Source organism: Streptomyces sp. NPDC015345 (assembly GCF_043078805.1).
In the GTDB taxonomy this organism is placed as follows: domain Bacteria; phylum Actinomycetota; class Actinomycetes; order Streptomycetales; family Streptomycetaceae; genus Streptomyces.
In genome coordinates, this window is the sequence record NZ_JBIBTX010000008.1 from 110,468 (window position 1) to 127,329 (window position 16,862).

17 protein-coding genes and 1 tRNA gene are annotated in these 16,862 nt (G+C 70.7%); 8 read left to right on the top strand and 10 right to left on the bottom strand.

What is annotated here, in order from left to right:
- Window positions 1-7: 7 nt before the first annotated feature.
- Window positions 8-751, bottom strand: a complete 744-nt coding sequence (locus ACF062_RS30080) for a copper chaperone PCu(A)C (protein WP_392142788.1) — start codon at window positions 749-751, stop codon at window positions 8-10.
- Window positions 752-1,422: 671 nt separating this feature from the next.
- Here ACF062_RS30080 and ACF062_RS30085 point away from each other — a divergent pair.
- The 7 genes from ACF062_RS30085 to ACF062_RS30115 all read left to right on the top strand — a co-directional run bounded on the left by ACF062_RS30085 (window position 1,423) and on the right by ACF062_RS30115 (window position 8,271).
- Window positions 1,423-1,905, top strand: coding sequence for a CarD family transcriptional regulator (locus ACF062_RS30085; RefSeq protein ID WP_003953493.1), 483 nt, complete (start codon window positions 1,423-1,425; stop codon window positions 1,903-1,905).
- A 316-nt stretch (window positions 1,906-2,221) separates the two neighbouring features.
- On the top strand, window positions 2,222-2,953 hold the full coding sequence (gene ispD, locus ACF062_RS30090) for a 2-C-methyl-D-erythritol 4-phosphate cytidylyltransferase (RefSeq protein ID WP_392142789.1): 732 nt from the start codon (window positions 2,222-2,224) through the stop codon (window positions 2,951-2,953).
- Window positions 2,943-3,452, top strand: a complete 510-nt coding sequence (ispF, locus tag ACF062_RS30095) for a 2-C-methyl-D-erythritol 2,4-cyclodiphosphate synthase (RefSeq protein WP_392142790.1) — start codon at window positions 2,943-2,945, stop codon at window positions 3,450-3,452. The genes ispD and ispF overlap by 11 nt, the downstream gene beginning before the upstream one ends.
- A gap of 83 nt (window positions 3,453-3,535) precedes the next feature.
- Window positions 3,536-3,940: a PPOX class F420-dependent oxidoreductase gene (locus ACF062_RS30100; RefSeq protein WP_223775374.1), complete on the top strand. Its 405-nt coding sequence runs from the start codon at window positions 3,536-3,538 to the stop codon at window positions 3,938-3,940.
- Between the two features lie 80 nt (window positions 3,941-4,020).
- On the top strand, window positions 4,021-5,424 hold the full coding sequence (gene cysS / locus ACF062_RS30105) for a cysteine--tRNA ligase (RefSeq protein WP_392142791.1): 1,404 nt from the start codon (window positions 4,021-4,023) through the stop codon (window positions 5,422-5,424).
- Window positions 5,425-5,532: 108 nt separating this feature from the next.
- Window positions 5,533-6,477, top strand: coding sequence for a 23S rRNA (guanosine(2251)-2'-O)-methyltransferase RlmB (rlmB, locus tag ACF062_RS30110; protein ID WP_223775372.1), 945 nt, complete (start codon window positions 5,533-5,535; stop codon window positions 6,475-6,477).
- A 96-nt stretch (window positions 6,478-6,573) separates the two neighbouring features.
- Window positions 6,574-8,271, top strand: coding sequence for a DoxX family membrane protein (locus ACF062_RS30115; protein ID WP_392142792.1), 1,698 nt, complete (start codon window positions 6,574-6,576; stop codon window positions 8,269-8,271).
- A gap of 96 nt (window positions 8,272-8,367) precedes the next feature.
- On the opposite strand, the gene ACF062_RS30120 is transcribed toward ACF062_RS30115, so the two are convergent.
- The 3 genes from ACF062_RS30120 to ACF062_RS30130 all read right to left on the bottom strand — a co-directional run bounded on the left by ACF062_RS30120 (window position 8,368) and on the right by ACF062_RS30130 (window position 10,975).
- Entirely contained in the window at window positions 8,368-9,087 is a 720-nt protein-coding gene (locus tag ACF062_RS30120; protein WP_223775370.1) for a nucleotidyltransferase family protein, read from the bottom strand.
- A 62-nt stretch (window positions 9,088-9,149) separates the two neighbouring features.
- Window positions 9,150-9,611, bottom strand: a complete 462-nt coding sequence (locus ACF062_RS30125; RefSeq protein ID WP_223775369.1) for a hypothetical protein — start codon at window positions 9,609-9,611, stop codon at window positions 9,150-9,152.
- Between the two features lie 227 nt (window positions 9,612-9,838).
- Complete coding sequence (locus ACF062_RS30130; RefSeq protein ID WP_392142793.1) at window positions 9,839-10,975, bottom strand: ABC transporter ATP-binding protein; 1,137 nt, start codon at window positions 10,973-10,975, stop codon at window positions 9,839-9,841.
- A 239-nt stretch (window positions 10,976-11,214) separates the two neighbouring features.
- Between ACF062_RS30130 and ACF062_RS30135 the strand changes: the two genes are divergently transcribed.
- Window positions 11,215-11,288 (top strand) — tRNA-Thr (locus tag ACF062_RS30135).
- Window positions 11,289-11,335: 47 nt separating this feature from the next.
- Here the strand turns inward: ACF062_RS30135 and ACF062_RS30140 are convergent.
- From ACF062_RS30140 to ACF062_RS30165, 6 genes are all read right to left on the bottom strand, one after another.
- Entirely contained in the window at window positions 11,336-12,760 is a 1,425-nt protein-coding gene (locus ACF062_RS30140) for a tyrosine-type recombinase/integrase (protein WP_392142794.1), read from the bottom strand.
- A 63-nt stretch (window positions 12,761-12,823) separates the two neighbouring features.
- The gene (locus ACF062_RS30145) at window positions 12,824-13,030 is read right to left on the bottom strand and encodes a helix-turn-helix domain-containing protein (RefSeq protein ID WP_392142795.1); all 207 of its coding nucleotides are present in this window, start codon (window positions 13,028-13,030) and stop codon (window positions 12,824-12,826) included.
- A 165-nt stretch (window positions 13,031-13,195) separates the two neighbouring features.
- Window positions 13,196-14,461, bottom strand: coding sequence for a DUF3631 domain-containing protein (locus tag ACF062_RS30150; protein ID WP_392142796.1), 1,266 nt, complete (start codon window positions 14,459-14,461; stop codon window positions 13,196-13,198).
- Complete coding sequence (locus ACF062_RS30155) at window positions 14,458-14,820, bottom strand: hypothetical protein (protein ID WP_392142797.1); 363 nt, start codon at window positions 14,818-14,820, stop codon at window positions 14,458-14,460. Before ACF062_RS30155 ends, ACF062_RS30150 begins: the two co-directional genes overlap by 4 nt.
- Complete coding sequence (locus tag ACF062_RS30160; protein WP_392142798.1) at window positions 14,817-15,719, bottom strand: bifunctional DNA primase/polymerase; 903 nt, start codon at window positions 15,717-15,719, stop codon at window positions 14,817-14,819. Before ACF062_RS30160 ends, ACF062_RS30155 begins: the two co-directional genes overlap by 4 nt.
- Window positions 15,716-16,801: a DNA cytosine methyltransferase gene (locus ACF062_RS30165; protein ID WP_392142799.1), complete on the bottom strand. Its 1,086-nt coding sequence runs from the start codon at window positions 16,799-16,801 to the stop codon at window positions 15,716-15,718. The genes ACF062_RS30160 and ACF062_RS30165 overlap by 4 nt, the downstream gene beginning before the upstream one ends.
- Window positions 16,802-16,862: the final 61 nt, after the last annotated feature.

Below are 16,862 nucleotides of genomic sequence, written 5' to 3' on the forward strand. Positions count from 1 at the left end.
ACGTCGATCAGTGCTCGGCGCCGGTACCGGTACCCGTGCCGTTGCCGGTGTCCGCGCCGTGCGAGGCGGCGTCCGACGGGTCCGTGCCGACGGCGTCGGAGGCGTGCCCCGACGGGTCGGTGGAGCCCGCGGGATCCGACGGCTCACCGGACGCGCCCGGCTTCCCGGACTGCCCCGGCTTCGCGGACTTCTCCGCCCCGGCGCCCGGCGCCTGCGGCACCTCGGTCGGGCCCCACTTGGTGAAGTAGCTCTCGGCCGGCACGACGAAGGCCTCCAGCTGCACGTCGCCCGTCTTGCTGAAGGCGAACGTGACCTGCTGCGCGTCGCCGTCCTTGACCGCTTCGCGGCCGCTGGGCAGGACGGCGGAGGCGTTGTCCTTGCCACCGATGACGACCGAGCCGCCGGCCGGGATCGTCAGTCGGCCGTTCTTCTCGGCGGCCTTGTCACCCTTGGCGGGCGTGATCTCGACCTTCTCGTCGACACCCTTGACCGTGATCGACTCGAGGGTCTGGTCGGTCGTGCCTCCGTTGAAGATCGTCGCGGAGACGACGGCCGGGCCCTTGGCCTTCAGGTCCGGCTGTGTGATGACCGTGGCGTTCTGGATCTTGATGTCACCGACGGAGGTCGCGGCGTGGTCCGGCCTGACCCCCAGCGTCTGAGCGTTGTTGCCCGCGCCGCACGCGGCGAGCGAGGCGAGCGAGAACGCGATGGCGGTGGCGGCGAGGGCGCCGCGTCGAAGGCTGCGGCTCACGGCGGCGGCAACTCCTTGAACGGGGGCGGTAAGGGAGGGCGGGCGGCCGTAAAGCCGCCCTAAGGGTGTGTCAGCGCGCTTAGGTTACCGAGCCGTTCCCGCGCCACCGCACCCGACCCGCCTCTCCGCGCCACGAGCCTGTGCCGGCCCGGTCGCGGAACCGGGAGCGGGAGCGGTCGTGGAACCGGCCGCCGGGTCTATCACCGCGCCTGTTCGCCCCGCCCGCTTCATTGCCCCGTCGTTCGCCATTCACATAACCGCCGGCAGGTGTCGGCCGGGCCCGTCCGGCGGATTTCCGGTAAGGAAGGCAAAGAATGCGCGGCCGCCCGGAGAATTGATCACCGAACGGCTTGATCAATTCCGGAATCACGCCGAGCGATGTGCCGGACACCTCTCCGCCCACCGAACGGAGCAGCGAAAGTTCACCGCTTGGAACGGCGCAAACCGGGACGATCGGACTCTTCGGGCGCTCTTGAGGGGTGCGTATCGCCCACGTTTCTCCCTCCCCGAAGAGCCGCTCCGACCTGCGAATACCCGGTTCCGGCGGCCCTCCGCAGCACGTCACTGTTGCTGTTGTCAAGCCCCGAGATATGCCCTGACCTGCGAAAACGCCATTCAGAAGAGGCGATTCTCGTGTTAGGATGGATAGCCACGGAAGGGGTACCTGTCACATGACGTTCAAGGTTGGCGACACCGTGGTCTATCCCCATCACGGGGCCGCGCTGATCGAGGCCATCGAAACTCGCCAGATCAAAGGCGTGGACAAGACCTACTTGGTGCTGAAGGTCGCCCAGGGCGACCTGACGGTGCGTGTGCCAGCGGACAATGCGGAGTTCGTCGGCGTGCGTGATGTGGTCGGTCAGGACGGGCTGGACCGGGTCTTCGAGGTACTGCGCGCGCCGTACGCCGAGGAGCCCACGAACTGGTCGCGTCGTTACAAGGCAAATCTCGAGAAGCTCGCCTCCGGCGATGTCATCAAGGTCGCGGAAGTCGTGCGTGACCTGTGGCGTCGGGAGCGGGAGCGTGGACTGTCCGCCGGCGAGAAGCGCATGCTCGCCAAGGCTCGGCAGATCCTGGTGAGCGAGCTCGCCCTCGCGGAGAACACGAACGAGGACAAGGCCGAGGCCCTGCTGGACGAGGTCCTCGCGTCCTGACGCGGACGGCCTGAGGCGCATGCCCCGGCTGTCCCATGGCGCAACGATGCCGCGGTGCCCGCTGACCCTTAACCGGAGTCGCCGGGCGCTGCGGCATGTTCGTACCCAGATGTTGTGCGAAGACGTTGCCCACAGTTGCCCAGATGTTGTTCGAACCCGGGCAGACGTGGTGGCGGCCCCCCAAGGACCGTGTTGGCGTGCCGGGCCCGGGCAGCTGGCTCGACCAGATGTCACGGAAGGGTCCGGTCAAGATGTCGCGCCCGGCACGGTGTGGCCATACCCACGTCGGCCGAGCACACAAACCTGAACGGAACCGATGTCTAGCGAATCCCGTACCGCGGTGGTCATTCCCGCGGCAGGACGGGGCGTGCGCCTCGGCCCTGGCGCCCCCAAAGCGCTCCGTGCGCTCAACGGCACCCCGATGCTCATCCACGCCATCCGCGCCATGGCGGCCTCCCGGGCCGTCTCCCTCGTCGTCGTCGTGGCACCGCCGGACGGCGCCGCCGAGGTCAAGACCCTCCTCGACGACCACGCCCTGCCCGAGCGGACCGACTTCGTCGTCGTGCCCGGCGGGCAGAGCCGCCAGGAGTCCGTGCGGGCCGGCCTGGACGTGCTGCCGCCCGGCATCGACATCGTGCTCGTGCACGACGCGGCCCGTCCGCTCGTGCCCGTCGACACGGTCGACGGCGTCATCCGGGCCGTACGCGAGGGCGCGCCCGCCGTGGTGCCCGCGCTGCCGCTGGCCGACACCGTCAAGCAGGTCGAGCCGGCCGCGAAGCCGGGCGAGGCCGAGCCCGTCGTCGCCACCCCCGAGCGGGCCAGGCTGCGCGCCGTGCAGACCCCGCAGGGCTTCGACCGCGCCACGCTGGTGCGCGCCCACGAGAGCGTCACCGACAACGTCACGGACGACGCGAGCATGGTCGAACAGCTCGGCCTGCCCGTCGTCGTGGTGCCCGGCCACGAGGAGGCCTTCAAGGTCACGCGGCCCCTCGACCTCGTCCTCGCCGAGGCCGTGCTCGCCCGCAGGAGGGCCAACGATGGCTTCTGAGACGCCTGCCCCGGCCCCCGTACTGCCCCTCGTCGGCATCGGCACCGACATCCACGCCTTCGAAGAGGGGCGCGAGCTGTGGTGCGCGGGCCTGAAGTGGGAGGACGAGGGGCCCGGACTCGCCGGACACTCCGACGCCGACGTCGTCGCGCACGCCGCCTGCAACGCGCTGTTCTCCGCGGCCGGTCTCGGCGACCTCGGCGCGCACTTCGGCACCGGCCGCCCCGAGTGGTCCGGCGCCTCGGGCCTGGCCCTCCTCACCGAGGCCGCCCGCATCGTGCGGGACGCGGGGTTCACCATCGGCAATGTGGCGGTGCAGGTCATCGGCCCGCGCCCGAAGATCGGCAAGCGCCGTGACGAGGCGCAGAAGGTCCTCTCCGGGGCGGCGGGCGCGCCGGTCTCGGTCTCCGGGGCCACCACCGACGGCCTGGGCTTCCCCGGCCGCGGCGACGGACTCGCCGCGATCGCCACCGCGCTGGTGGTCCGCACCGCACCCTGAGGCGGACACCGCGTATATCGGGTAGGTGTATGGCTCGTACAGGCGAGGCTCTCGCAGCCAGCTGTCCACGAAGGAGTGAAGCCATGTCCGCCGCACTGTCCGACCAGCTCAAAGCCCTTCTCGACGCCCCGTCGTTCATCACCGTCGCCACCATCCAGCCCGACGGCAGCCCCCAGCTGTCGCCGGTCTGGGTGAAGCGGGACGGCGACGACGTGCTGTTCTCCACCACGCTCGGCCGCCGCAAGGAGAAGAACCTCCGCCGCGATCCGCGCGTGACGGTGCTGCTCCAGCCCTTCGACGCGCCGTACACGTACGCGGAGATCCGCGGCACGGCGGAGATGACGACGGAGGGCGGTCAGGAGCTGATCGACGAGCTGTCGCTGAAGTACACGGGCAAGAAGTACGCGGAGTTCAACCCCGACTCGGTGAACGACTCCCCGCGGGTCGTGGTGCGGATCTCGCCGCGCAAGGTCGTCGGGCGGGTCTGAGGACGGCCGTACGTCACGGTTGCGTCGCCCTGTGGGGCAGGGGGCGTGGGGCACTGTCCCGCGCCCACTACCCTGGAGTGGTGACGATTCGCCTGTACGACACCAGCGCCCGGCAGATCCGTGACTTCAGCCCCCTCAACGACGGCTGCGTCTCGATCTACCTGTGTGGTGCCACCGTGCAGGCCGCCCCGCACATCGGGCACATCCGCTCCGGCCTGAACTTCGACATCATGCGCCGCTGGTTCGCCTACCGCGGCTACGACGTGACGTTCGTGCGGAACGTGACCGACATCGACGACAAGATCATCAGGAAGTCGGCCGAGCAGGGCCGCCCCTGGTGGTCGATCGGATACGAGAACGAGCGCGCGTTCAACAGCGGTTACGACGCGCTCGGCTGCCTGCCGCCCACCTACGAGCCGCGCGCCACCGGCCACGTCACCGAGATGGTCGAGATGATGCGCGGCCTCATCCAGCGCGGTAACGCCTACGAGGCCGACGGCAACGTCTACTTCGACGTGAAGTCCTTCCCCGGCTACCTGGAACTCTCCAACCAGGACCTCGACGACCTGCGCCAGCCGTCCGGCGAGGGCGAGACCGGCAAGCGTGACCCGCGCGACTTCGCGATGTGGAAGGCCGCCAAGGAGGGGGAGCCCAGCTGGGAGACCCCGTGGGGCCGCGGCCGTCCGGGCTGGCACCTGGAGTGCTCGGCGATGGCGCACAAGTACCTGGGCACCGAGTTCGACATCCACGGCGGCGGGATCGACCTGATCTTCCCGCACCACGAGAACGAGATCGCCCAGGCCAAGGCCTTCGGCGACACCTTCGCGCGGTACTGGGTGCACAACGGCTGGGTCACCATGAGCGGCGAGAAGATGTCCAAGTCGCTGGGCAATTCGGTGCTCGTCTCCGAGATGGTCAGGGAGTGGCGGCCCATCGTCCTGCGCTACTACCTCGGCACCCCGCACTACCGTTCGATGATCGAGTACAGCCCGGAGGCCCTGCGCGAGGCCGAGTCCGCGTTCGCCCGCATCGAGGGCTTCGTGCAGCGCGTGGTGGAGAAGGCCGGCGGGACCGTGGAGCCCGCCGCCGAGGTGCCGCCCGCGTTCGCCGACGCCATGGACGACGACATGGGCGTCCCGCAGGCGCTCGCCATCGTGCACACCACGGTCCGCCAGGGCAACAGCGCGCTGGCCGCCGACGACAAGGAAGCCGCCGTTGCGCGCCTCGCCGAGGTGCGGGCCATGCTCGGCGTCCTCGGCCTCGACCCGCTCGACCCGCACTGGGCCGGTGGCGAGAGCGACCGCGGCGAAGACCTCCACGGCGTGGTCGACAGCCTCGTACGCCTGGTCCTCGACCAGCGCGAGGCCGCCCGCGGCCGCAAGGACTGGGCCACCGCCGACGCCATCCGCGACCAGCTCGGCCAGTCGGGCCTGGTCATCGAGGACAGCCCGAGCGGACCCCGCTGGACGCTCGGTCCGCGCTGACCGGCACCGCTGATGTGCCGCCCGGCCTCGTGGGCGGCACACTTCATAGACGTACACCCTCGCGCGTACGGACGTACGCGCACCCGCAACACGACAGACAGGTAGGTCATGGCCGCTAACAACCGCCGCATGTCCGGCAAGAAGGGCGCGCAGGTCGGCAGCGGCGGCAATCGGCGCCGCGGCCTTGAGGGCAAGGGTCCGACGCCGCCCGCCGAGGCGCGCAAGGGGCATGTGAAGAACCGCATCGCCACCGCCAAGGCCAAGAAGGCCGCGGGCCGCCGCCCCGCGCCGAAGGGGCGCGGCGGCAAGTCGTCCTCCGAGATGGTCGTCGGCCGCAACCCGGTCTTCGAGGCGCTGCGCGACGGCGTGCCCGCCACCACGCTCTACGTCCAGCAGTTCATCGACAACGACGAGCGGGTCCGCGAGGCCCTCCAGCTCGCGGCCGAGCGCGGCGGCATCCACCTCATGGAGGCCCCGCGCCCCGAGCTCGACCGCATGACGAACGGCCTCAACCACCAGGGCCTCGTCCTCCAGGTCCCGCCGTACGAGTACGCGCACCCCGAGGACCTCGTCGCCGCCGCGCACGACACCGGCGACGACCCGCTGATCGTCGCGCTCGACGGCGTGACGGACCCGCGCAACCTCGGCGCGATCGTCCGCTCCGTGACGGCGTTCGGCGGCCACGGCGTCGTCGTGCCCGAGCGGCGCGCCGCCGGCATGACGGCCGGCGCCTGGAAGACGTCGGCCGGCACGGCCGCGCGGACGCCGGTCGCCCGCTGCACGAACCTGACGCGCGCCCTGGAGGCGTACAAGAAGGCGGGCATCGCCGTCGTCGGCCTCGCGGCGGACGGCGAGCACGAGGTCGGCGACCTGGAGGCGCTCAGCGGCCCGGTCGTCATCGTCGTCGGCAGCGAGGGCAAGGGCCTCTCGCGCCTGGTGGGCGAAACCTGCGACTTCCGGGTGCGGATTCCGATGCCGGGTGGAGCGGAGTCGTTGAACGCGGGGGTCGCCGCCGGTGTGGTGCTCTACGAGGCGGCCCGCCGCCGCGCGTAGGTATGCCTCGATGTCCGGGCCGCGGTGATCTTTTGACGCGGTCCGGACATTTCTGCGCGGTCAAGGCAGTGTCCTAACCACACGTCACTCGGTTAGATGAGTGTGGACACCAGAACACCCCGCACTCCCACAGGGGGAAGCTCGTCAGGCTTCGACGAAGCTCCCGCGCTGAGCATGGTGAAGGTGCCGAGCGACCCGGCGCAGGTCATCGTCTCGCACGCGAGCTTCCGCGTGCAGCTCCCCGCCGCTGGGCGCATCCAATCCCCGCGTATCTCACGGCACTTGGGTCTCTCCGACGAGACGGTGCGCATCCCCGCCGTGGGGGCCGCCGCCAAGCGCCGCGCGCCCGTCGTCTGGAGCGGGAAGTCCGCGCCCGGCGATCCCGGCGCGACCGGACTGCTGCAAGCCGTGCGCGGCAGCGGCGTGCGCCGTTCGGCCGAAGAGGCAGGCCCCTACGACGACGGCGGCGCCACCCAGGTCATCCCGCGCGTCGCCCTCGACGACGGCCCCCAGGCCTCCAGGACGGCCGCGACACCCACCGCCGGATCCGCCCCCCAGACCCAGCTGCTGCCGCAGATGCGGATGCCCAGCAGCGACTACGACGAGCGGCTCGCCGAAGAGGACGAGCGGTTCGGCGCGTACGAATACGAGTACGCGTACGGCGACGGAAACACCGGCGTGGACGGCGCCGACGTCGACGACGATGCCGACGACACGGCCGAGGAGCGCAGGCGGCGGCAGGGCGCCGAACCCGTCCGGCACGCCTACTACCCCGGTCGCCGGATGAACCTCGGCGTCGTCCTCCTCCCGCTGCGCGTCTTCCTCGGCTTCATCTCCATCTACGCCGGCATGGGCAAGCTCTGCGACCCCGTCTACTTCGACGGCGGCCGACGCGGCTCCATGGTCAAGTGGCTCACCTCGCTGCACCCCTGGGAACTCGCCGAGCCCCTGCGCGACTTCGCCCTCCAGCACCCGGTGGGTGCCGGACTCAGCATCGCCTTCCTCCAGGTCGTCGTCGGCGTCCTGACGGTGCTCGGGCTCTGGCAGCGGGTCGCCGCCTCGATCGGCGTGCTGCTCTCCGCCGCGCTCATCGTCACCGTCAGCTGGAAGACCGTCCCCGCCTACGACGCGCCGGACATCATCTACCTCGCCGCCTGGTCGCCGCTGATCATCGCGGGCGCCCCCGTCTACTCCGTCGACGGACGCCTCGCGGGAGAGGCCTGGCGCAGGCTCGGGCCGCGCGCCGACATCTGGGACCTGCGGCGGCGCGTGCTGCGGCGCGGCGGGCTCGTCGGGGCGGTCGTCATCGGCCTCACGCTGCTCCTCGGCTCGCTGCTCGGCGGCGCGGTGCGCGACGCGGACCGGGTCACCGTGCCCGGCCCCGGCGAGGCCCCGAGGAACGTGCTGCCGGGCTCCCCGCTCCCCGAGGACCCCGCGAAGAAGCGGCGCGAGAAGCGGTCGCAGAGCCCCTCCGCCTCCTCCGGGTCGCCGACGCGGGAGGGCGGCTCCGCGAGTCCCTCGCAGGGCGCGACGGTCCCGGACGCGGCCCCCGAGACCGGTGCGGCCGGGGTGGGGCAGCCGAGCCAGACGCAGGGCAGCAGCACGGGCCAGGCCCCGCCGCAGCAGTCGGCGCCGCAGCAACAACAGCAACAGCAGCAGCCGTCGGCCTCGACCGCGGGGCCGTCGACCACCGGTGGCGGCACCGGGGGCGGCACGGGCGGCTCCGGAGGCTCGGGCGGCTCCGGCGGGGCCGAGGAGCCGGGCGGGCTGCTGGGCGGTGTCCTCGGCAACTGAGTCCGTGAGTCGGTGGTACGTACGCCGAAGGGGCCCCGCACACACGGTGCGGGGCCCCTTCGGCGTACGTACGGGGAGCGGGCGGAAGCGCGGGGGTCAACGGGCCTGGGCGGCCAGTTCCTTGGCGGCCTCGGTGAGGTCCTTCGCGGTGTCGATCGCGCGCCAGTAGGCGCCCTGCGGCAGCGGGAAGCCGGCGAGGCGCTTCTCGCGGGCCAGGCGCGGGAACGTGGTGCGCTCGTGGTCGCCGAGGTCCGGCAGGAGCGCGGTGAAGGACGCGGAGAAGACGTACACGCCCGCGTTGATGAGGTACGGGGACGGCGGCGCCTCGACGAAGTCCGTGATGTGGCCGAACGTGTCGGTCTCGACAGCGCCCCACGGGATGCGGGGGCGGGCCAGGGCGAGGGTCGCGGTGGCGTCCCGCTCGGCGTGGAAGGCCGCCATGTCGCGCAGCGAGAAGCGGGTCCAGATGTCGCCGTTCGTCGCGTACCAGGGCTGGTCCGCGTGCGGGAGGTGGCGGGCGGCGTACTTGAGGCCGCCGCCGCGGCCGAGCGGTTCCTTCTCGACGACCGTGGTGACGTTCAGCGGCAGGTCGGCCGAGTCCAGCCACTCCTGGAGGACTTCGGCGAGGTGGCCGCAGGAGACGACGGCGTCGGTCACGCCTTCTGCGGCCAGCCAGGCAAGCTGATGGCCGATGATCGGGGTCCCCGTGCCGGGGATCTCGACCATCGGCTTGGGCCGGTCGTCGGTGTACGGGCGGAGGCGGGAGCCTTGGCCTCCGGCCAGGACTACGGCCTGCGTGGGGTTCAGCGTGGTCATGCCGGAAACCCTACGCGGCGGTAGGCGCCGCCCCGCTCAGCCGTTGTGCTCAGCCGTTCCGATCAGCCGTTCTGATGGGCGGCGGCCACGCCCGACGCGAAGGACGTGTCGCAGACGGGCCTGGAGTAGGACTGGGCGCGGGTCGGCCCGTACTTCCGCACGGCGGCGCGGCCGAGGGCCTTGGCGAGGGCGACGCAGTGGCGGGCGAGCGACGGGTGGCGGGTCACCTCCCGCTGGAGGTGGGTGAGCGCGACACCGGGGTCCTTCTCCTGGAGCTCAAGGAGGAGCCGGTCGCGCAGGATGTCCTGCGGGGCGCGGGACTTCGCCGGCACGGAGAGGTCGTCGGCGGATGCGGTGAGCATCGATTCCGAGGAGTTCCCCGACCAGTTGACGCTGGTGACCGCGAGGGTCCCGGAAAGCACCAGCATCACGGGCAGGACGAGAGCGAGCGTGCGGCCGATGCGGTGGGCGGGGCCACGGTGGGCTCGGCGCGGCTTCTGGGTGTAGTTGGCGGAGTGCGTCACGCGAGGCAGCGTAGCGCTAGGTGATGATTTGGAGACATTTAGTCACCCGGTCGAGCGACAGCCAAGAAGGTTTTGCTTGCGCGGTGTTGACGTGGTGTGGGCGAAATGACCGGTGTGCCGGGGTATTTGTCGACAACATCGACAACGCGGTCGCCGCCTTCCGGGCCGGCGGATACGCCGAGGGGCCCCGCGCCGACGCGCGGGGCCCCTCGGTGGGCGGGGTGGGCTCAGTCGGAGAGGCGCTCGCCCGTCGACGTCGAGAAGACGTGGGTCTCACCCGGGCGCGGTACGACGTGCAGCTGGGCCCCCTTCTCCGGGACCCGGCGGCCGTTCACGCGGACCACGAGGTCCTTGTGCTCGCCGTTGACCTCGGCGGAGCCGTAGACGTAGCCGTCGGCGCCGAGCTCCTCGACGACGTTCACGGAGACGGCGAGGCCGGCCGGGGCGTCCGCGCTCTCCTTGGAGAGGGACTTCGCGGCGGCGCCGTCCTGCTCGACGATGTCGAAGTGCTCCGGGCGGACGCCGACGGTGACCGTGCGGTCGCCGCGGTCGGCGGCGGCGCTCAGGGCCTCGCGGCTGACCGGCACCACGGAGTTGCCGAACTTCACGCCGCCGTCCGTGATCGGGACCTCGACGAGGTTCATGGCCGGGGAGCCGATGAAGCCCGCGACGAAGAGGTTCGCCGGGCGGTCGTACATGTTGCGGGGCGAGTCGACCTGCTGGAGGAGCCCGTCCTTGAGCACCGCCACGCGGTCGCCCATGGTCATGGCCTCGACCTGGTCGTGGGTGACGTAGACGGTGGTGATGCCGAGGCGGCGCTGGAGCGACGCGATCTGCGTACGCGTCGACACGCGCAGCTTGGCGTCGAGGTTGGAGAGCGGCTCGTCCATGAGGAACACCTGGGGCTCACGCACGATGGCGCGGCCCATGGCCACGCGCTGGCGCTGACCGCCGGAGAGCGCCTTGGGCTTGCGGCCCAGGTACTCGGTGAGGTCCAGGATCTTCGCCGCGTCCTCGACCTTCTGGCGGATCTCGGCCTTGTTGACGCCGGCGATCTTGAGCGCGAAGCCCATGTTGTCGGCGACGGTCATGTGCGGGTAGAGCGCGTAGTTCTGGAACACCATGGCGATGTCCCGGTCCTTGGGCGGCAGGTGCGTGACGTCGCGGTCACCGATGCGGATGGCGCCGGCGTTCACGTCCTCGAGCCCCGCGAGCATGCGGAGCGAGGTGGACTTGCCGCAGCCGGACGGGCCGACGAGTACGAGGAACTCGCCGTCCTCGATCTCGATGTCGAGGCCGTCGACGGCGGGCTTGTCGCCGCCCGGGTAGATGCGGGTCGCCTTGTCGAACGTAACAGTGGCCATGGTGAGGGCCCCCTTCACCGGCAGGAACGTGCCGGACGATCCGAGTAGAGGGAGTGGTGTAGTCCACGTGAGTGAACTGGTCGTGACCGTACCCCGGAGGTCTGTGGTCTGTCAGTAGTCGGGGCGTGGCGTTCTTGTCCGTTCTCGAAGGTGCTCGTCGGTGGTCGCGGATATTTTCGACGGGTGCGGGGGCGGTGTTGGTTACACTGCTCGGGCACGATCCGCACAGCGCCGTGCGCGCCTCCTTAGCTCAGATGGCCAGAGCAACGCACTTGTAATGCGTAGGTCGTCGGTTCGAATCCGACAGGGGGCTCTGTGGAAGCCCCAGGACTCACTCGCCGTGACCTGGGGCTTTTGCTTTTAACGGATACGGCGGCGGCGCCGCGAGCGGGCCGCGCGGGTGTCGGGGGTCTCAGTTCTGGTCTCAGTGGGGCCGGATTCCACGGGGTTCCCTCCCATGCGGGGCAAGATCACAGACATGGGCGGCATGAAGGTCTCTCCCATGCGACGCATGGCGTCCTTCGAGAGGTGGGAGCGCCCCTTCACGTAGCGCCGTGTCTGACTGATCTGGGTGTGCCGCAGGATCTCCATGATCGTGGGCATGTCGACGCCCAACTCATTGAGGATCGTGCCGGCGGTGTGACGGCTCCCGTCGTAGAGGCGACGATCGTCGATGCCGGCCTCGGCGAGGAGTTCCTTGAACTCCTCGTAGTCCTGGCGTGGGTCGAGCGGGCGGCCATCCGGCCGCGCGAACACTACTTTGTGCTCCTCCCACAGCTCTGCCGCTGCGGCCCGCATCTCCTCCTGACGTGCCTTGTGGTCATGCAGATACGGGATGAAGGCGGGCGGGATCGGAACGGGGTTCTGGCTCTTCTTGGTCTTGGGCCGGGTGAAGACCAGACCGCCCTCTTTGCGCTGGGGGCAGGCGCTCGCATGCTTCGTGCACGTCTTGGTACAGGGCTTGGGACACCCCCGCTTGTAGCCCTTGTGTGTGGTGCAGTTCGGCGGGCACGCGGTGAAGCGGTGAAGGCGGGCCCCGCAGATGTGCGGGTTGTCGCAGCCGTGCCGCCACGTGAGGCGCTGAAGCTGCCACTTGGGGTGGAACAGCTCTACTGCCAGGTCGACGTACGGCCAGCGCAGACCGAGCGTCTCGCCCTGCCGGAAGCCCATGCCGACCCCGACGATCCACCGCATGAAGGTAGGCCGCTTGGCAGCGGCTTCGAGGAACGCCTTGCACTCCTCTTGAGTGAAGGGGTTCGCCTCGGTTTCGTCGACGGTGGGCGGGTCCACGAGCGTGGCCACGTTTTCACTGATCATGCGGCGGCGGTGGGCGATCTTCAGGGCGCGGGACAGGATGCGGTGCACCTTCAGCACGTGGGATGGAGCGTGGCCGGCGTCGAGCATGGCGCGGTACATCCGTTCCAGGTGCTCAGGTTGCAGCTTGTCGATGCGGTGCTGCCCGACACCCGGGATGATGTCGTTGCGCGTCTTGGACCAGTAGTCGTCGAGGGACCGCGGCTTCAGTTTCAGGCTCGCGATGTCGGTGAGGTAGGTCTCCATCCACGTGGCCACGGTCGGCGCGCGACCGGCCTTGGTCGCACGACCCTGATCGCGCTGCTGTTCCAGTTCTTTGACCTTGCGCTTGATCTCGGGTTCGGTCTTGGCGCGGCGGTGGCGGCGGTCAGGGCTGCCGTCGTTCTTCACGCCCATGGTGACGCGGCCGTGCCACCAACCATCGGCGCCGAAGTAGATGGAGGACTCGTTGTTGGGCTTGCGGGGGCTCATGGGCTCCTCCATGCAGGAGGCGGCCCCGGCTCGTGCTCCGGGGCCGCCTCGGATTCGGACAGGTCAGTTGGGCAGTGATTCGAGGCCGTCCACGTATGCCTCCAAGTCCCGGCGGCGGATACGGCGGGTGCGGCCTTCCTTGACGTACTTGAGGGCCCCGGCGGCCATCAGCTCGTAGACGGTGGACCGGCCGTAGCGGAGCGCGGTGGCGGCTTCCTCAGGGGTATAGAGCAGAGCTTCGACTTCGACGGGGCGGGCAGCGGTGCTCATCCGGGTGCCTCCTCGGCGGGTGCCTTCTTGGCCTTCTGGGAATCCGCAACATCCGCCACGCCGCAACATTGCTGGTCAGCGGCTTGTATCTGTGGCGGATGCCGAATCTGTTGCGGATAGGTGCCGCCACGTGCGGGCGAGGCGGCACCTGTCGGGATGCGCTGGTCAGCCGACGCTGCGGAGCGGGCGCGTGTCGGTTTCCGCGGACATGTGGCGGCTCTCGAAGAGGGCTTCCGCCACAGATTCACCTCTGCTGACCTGCGATGTTGCGGACGTTGCGGTTGTTGCGGATTCTGCGGGGGGAGGGGGGCAGTAGCGCGCCCACGCGTCGCTGAGGTCTTCCGCGTAGTAGCCCTTAGGGGTGCCGCTGCCGACCCGGATGCCGCGGGGGCGGATCGGGGTGTTGTCGGGGCGTACGTACTGGCTCAGGAGCTTGGACAGGGCACGGGCGGTCAACGGCTTGCTGGTGTGTCCGTCGTCGCTCATGTCGGCCCATGGCGCGTCATCCAGTCCGAGCAGGATTTCGAGGATGGCGGCGGTGGGCATCCGGTCGGCGCCGCAGAACACCTGGTCGCGCAGGTCGGTCAGCAGCCGCACCCCAAGGGATGCTTCGTCGCCTTCCGTGGCGGCCTTGATGAGCGCGACGCAGGCGGCGCGGGCACGCTCGGGCCAGTGGCCGCCGGCCGCGTCGGCGACCGCAAGGAGTGGCTCCCACACGTCGGCCGGCCGGTCGCAGACGCCCTCGGGCATCTCGGGCCACGCCTCGGAAACCTGCTCGTGCAGGGTCGCGGTCCACTCCGCGAGCTTGTCGCGCAGGGCGTGGCCCTGCTTCTCGTGGGTGCGGCGCCGGTAGGGCTCGCACTTCTCGTTGGGGGCCTTTTTGCGCATGCGGATGATGACCGAGCGGGTCAGGATCGTGTCCGGCAGAGAGCCGAGTCCGGCCATGGCCACGGCGCAGAACGAGGAGAACCATTCCGTGGTCTGGTTCGATCCGTCACCGACGCAACGCAGGGACTTGGCGCCGCGCCGGTAACCGGAGTTGAGGAACCCCCGGACCTCTTCGTTCCCGCCGGCCTTCGCACCGAAGACGGTGTCGATCTCGTCGAAGAGGATTGTGGGGGTGCCCCCGTCGGCCGCGACCAGCCGGAACAAGGCGTTGGCGGAGGCGTTGACGGTGGTTGCCGCGCGCGGGGTGAGGGTTTCCACGATCTCCAGGGCACGTGACTTCCCCGAGCCCGGTTCGGGGCTGAGGAAGGCCAGGCGGGCGGTGCCGTCGAGTGCGTCCATGAGGTGGGCGTGCGCGTCCCACAGGGTGACGGCAACGTAGGCGTGTTCGGTGGGGAAGATGTTGAAGCGGCGGTGGAACGCTTCGACCTCATCGAGCAGGGCGGCCCCGTCGATGGACGGCGCGGGCGGGTTGGGGCTGGTCATGCGGCGTTCCTCCCTTCCTGGGGAGTGCGGAGCGGGCAGGCGTCGCGGTGGGCGGCGTGGTCGGTGATGAGGGCGAGCACCTTGCGGCGGCCGACCGCGGACCGGTCACGGCCGCACAGGCACACGGAGGTGGCGGTGGGGGTGGCGCCGTAGGGGGCGGTGATGCGCAGCCACGCCACGGGATACCGGCCATCCCCGCAGGCGGCGGGCGGCGGCGGGTTGGGAGGAAGAGCTGAAAGGACGCCTTCGGCGTCGACCTCCGCGCCACGGCCGCGGCCGGGGCCTGCCCGATGCGGGCGCGCACAGCGCTGTGCGGTGATGGGGAAGGGCTTTTCAGTGGCGGGGGTGGCGGGGGTCATGCCGTCTCCCGCGGGCGGGCGGTGCGGATCGACCAGTTCAGGGCGCTGCGCAGCGTCGAGCGGCACTCGTACGCCTTTAGGCCGGCCGCCTCCCCCGCTGCCTGAAAAGCCGTCTCGACCTCGTGGCGGGAGATGTCGCCCCATGCCACGAAGCGCCCCATCGAGCGGGCGGCGGTGAACAGCCGGTGCTCCCGCGAACCCTTGGGGGCCGACGCGATGGCGGCCTGCTCGCGTTCCAGGGCGACCTGCGCACACCGGGTGGCGTTGCGGGCCGCCGCGATGACGGGCGCCGGGCCGGGCCGCGGTGCGGGGGTGAGAGCCCGGTGCAGCCATCCGGGTAGTTCCGCGACCGGTGCCGGATCGATGACCTCGTAGGTGCGGTCACCGACGGTGCTGCCCGCGGCGACGACGTAGCCGCCCCACGCGCGGGTGTCGACCAGCGGGCCCAGGGTGCGGGCGGTGTTGGTCAGACGGATGTGGTCGGGGGCGGTGAAGTACAGGTGGAGGCCGCCGCTGGCGGTCCGCACCGTGTAGGTGGTGGGCGTCGGCTGTCCGGCGCGCTCGCAGAGCGCTGTAAAGGTCGTCGCGCCGCTAGGCGCGTCCGAACAGCCGTTGTCCTTCCCGGCCTTGGGTAGATCCAGGTCGATGACGACCAGGTGGGAGGGGCCGGTGGCGATCCCTATGTTGAACGTGCCCGCAGTCCAGGCGGCGCGGATGCGGGCGGGGTCGGTGGTGGCGCGCTGTTCCCACTTGCGATGCCCGGCCGCGCACTCGCCGGTTCGGGGGCAGGCGGCTTCCCCGTGCAGGGCGGGGCGTTTGCTGCCGGGGCGCAGCGGCAGGACGTGCCAGCCGCGGCGGACGGCTTCCAGGGCCCACGCGTACAGAGCAAGGCTGGTCATGCCGCCTCCCCCAACATGTCCTGCGGCGTGGCCGCAGTGGAGCCGAGCAGCAGTCCGTAGGCGTGGCGGGCTTGTTGGGGCACCACGCCGTTGCCGATGATGCGGAGCTGTTCCTTGCGGGGGATGCCGGGCACGGCGGTGACCCAGCCCGCCGGCAGGCCCATCATCCATTCGGCGAAGGCAGGGGCCAGGCGGCGGTTGCCGCGCCCGCCGGGCTCGGTCGGGCATGGTGCCGGGCGCCCGGTGACGTGCTCCCAGCGGCGGATGGCGGGCCCGTAGTCGGTGCTGTCGGTCGCGGTCCACCGCTCGTCCAGTCGGACGGCCTGGCCGGGCAGGTAGTAGTTGCCGTTCGTGTCGCGCTGGTTGGGGCCGCCGTGCGGCCCGTCGGAGGCCTTGGGAGTGGGCAGCAGCCTCAGAAGCTGGGCGGGGGAGGGAGCAGGAAGACCACCTCGTCCTCCAGCGTCGGCCCGTGCCCGCCCGCCTTGCGCTTGGCCGGCGGCTGAGGGCCGCCGTTGACCCCAAGCTGTGAGGTCGGGGTCTTCAGCAGCGGGATAGGCGACGGCGAACCAGCGGTCGCGCGGGTGCGGGGCGCCGACTTCTCGGTCACCAGCTCGTAGACATGTCCACCGCGCGTCATACCCGAGCGCGGCCAGGTCCTGGGCGACGACGTCCAGCCCCCGCGAGCGGAGCGCCGCCACGTTTTCCAGGAAGACGAGGCGCGGTCGAAGGACGCCCACAGCCTCAGCGACGTTTTTCCAGACCCGCGACCACTTCCCATTGATCCCATCCCTTCGTCCGGCGTTGGAGGTGTTGCGGCAGGGGAAACCGGCGCCCACCACGTCCGGGGCGTACACGTCGCGGACACGCTCCCAGTCGGTGGCGGTGATGTCTCCGAGGTTCGGCACGCCCGGGTGCCGGTGGGTGTAGACGGTGGCGGCGTACGGGTCGTTCTCCGCGAACGCCACGATGCGGCCGCCGATGTGGGCGCGGACGGCGGCTTCCAGGCCGCCATAGCCGGCGCACAGGCCAACGATGCGGGGCGGTGAGCCGGAGGTGTACCGAATGTCAGTGGGGTGGTTCATGCTGGGTTCCTCCTTGCTGACGAGTGGTGAGGAGCCGGGTCGGCCGCGGGCTTTGGACAGA

Coding starts and splice junctions, on each gene's coding strand:
- ACF062_RS30085 (WP_003953493.1), top strand. CDS start 1,423: ATGACGTTCAAGGTTGGCGACACCGTGGTCTATCCCCATCACGGGGCC.
- ispD (WP_392142789.1), top strand. CDS start 2,222: ATGTCTAGCGAATCCCGTACCGCGGTGGTCATTCCCGCGGCAGGACGG.
- ispF (WP_392142790.1), top strand. CDS start 2,943: ATGGCTTCTGAGACGCCTGCCCCGGCCCCCGTACTGCCCCTCGTCGGC.
- ACF062_RS30100 (WP_223775374.1), top strand. CDS start 3,536: ATGTCCGCCGCACTGTCCGACCAGCTCAAAGCCCTTCTCGACGCCCCG.
- rlmB (WP_223775372.1), top strand. CDS start 5,533: ATGGCCGCTAACAACCGCCGCATGTCCGGCAAGAAGGGCGCGCAGGTC.
- ACF062_RS30115 (WP_392142792.1), top strand. CDS start 6,574: ATGAGTGTGGACACCAGAACACCCCGCACTCCCACAGGGGGAAGCTCG.
- ACF062_RS30120 (WP_223775370.1), bottom strand. CDS start 9,087: ATGACCACGCTGAACCCCACGCAGGCCGTAGTCCTGGCCGGAGGCCAA.
- ACF062_RS30130 (WP_392142793.1), bottom strand. CDS start 10,975: ATGGCCACTGTTACGTTCGACAAGGCGACCCGCATCTACCCGGGCGGC.
- ACF062_RS30140 (WP_392142794.1), bottom strand. CDS start 12,760: ATGAGCCCCCGCAAGCCCAACAACGAGTCCTCCATCTACTTCGGCGCC.
- ACF062_RS30145 (WP_392142795.1), bottom strand. CDS start 13,030: ATGAGCACCGCTGCCCGCCCCGTCGAAGTCGAAGCTCTGCTCTATACC.
- ACF062_RS30150 (WP_392142796.1), bottom strand. CDS start 14,461: ATGACCAGCCCCAACCCGCCCGCGCCGTCCATCGACGGGGCCGCCCTG.
- ACF062_RS30155 (WP_392142797.1), bottom strand. CDS start 14,820: ATGACCCCCGCCACCCCCGCCACTGAAAAGCCCTTCCCCATCACCGCA.
- ACF062_RS30160 (WP_392142798.1), bottom strand. CDS start 15,719: ATGACCAGCCTTGCTCTGTACGCGTGGGCCCTGGAAGCCGTCCGCCGC.
- ACF062_RS30165 (WP_392142799.1), bottom strand. CDS start 16,801: ATGAACCACCCCACTGACATTCGGTACACCTCCGGCTCACCGCCCCGC.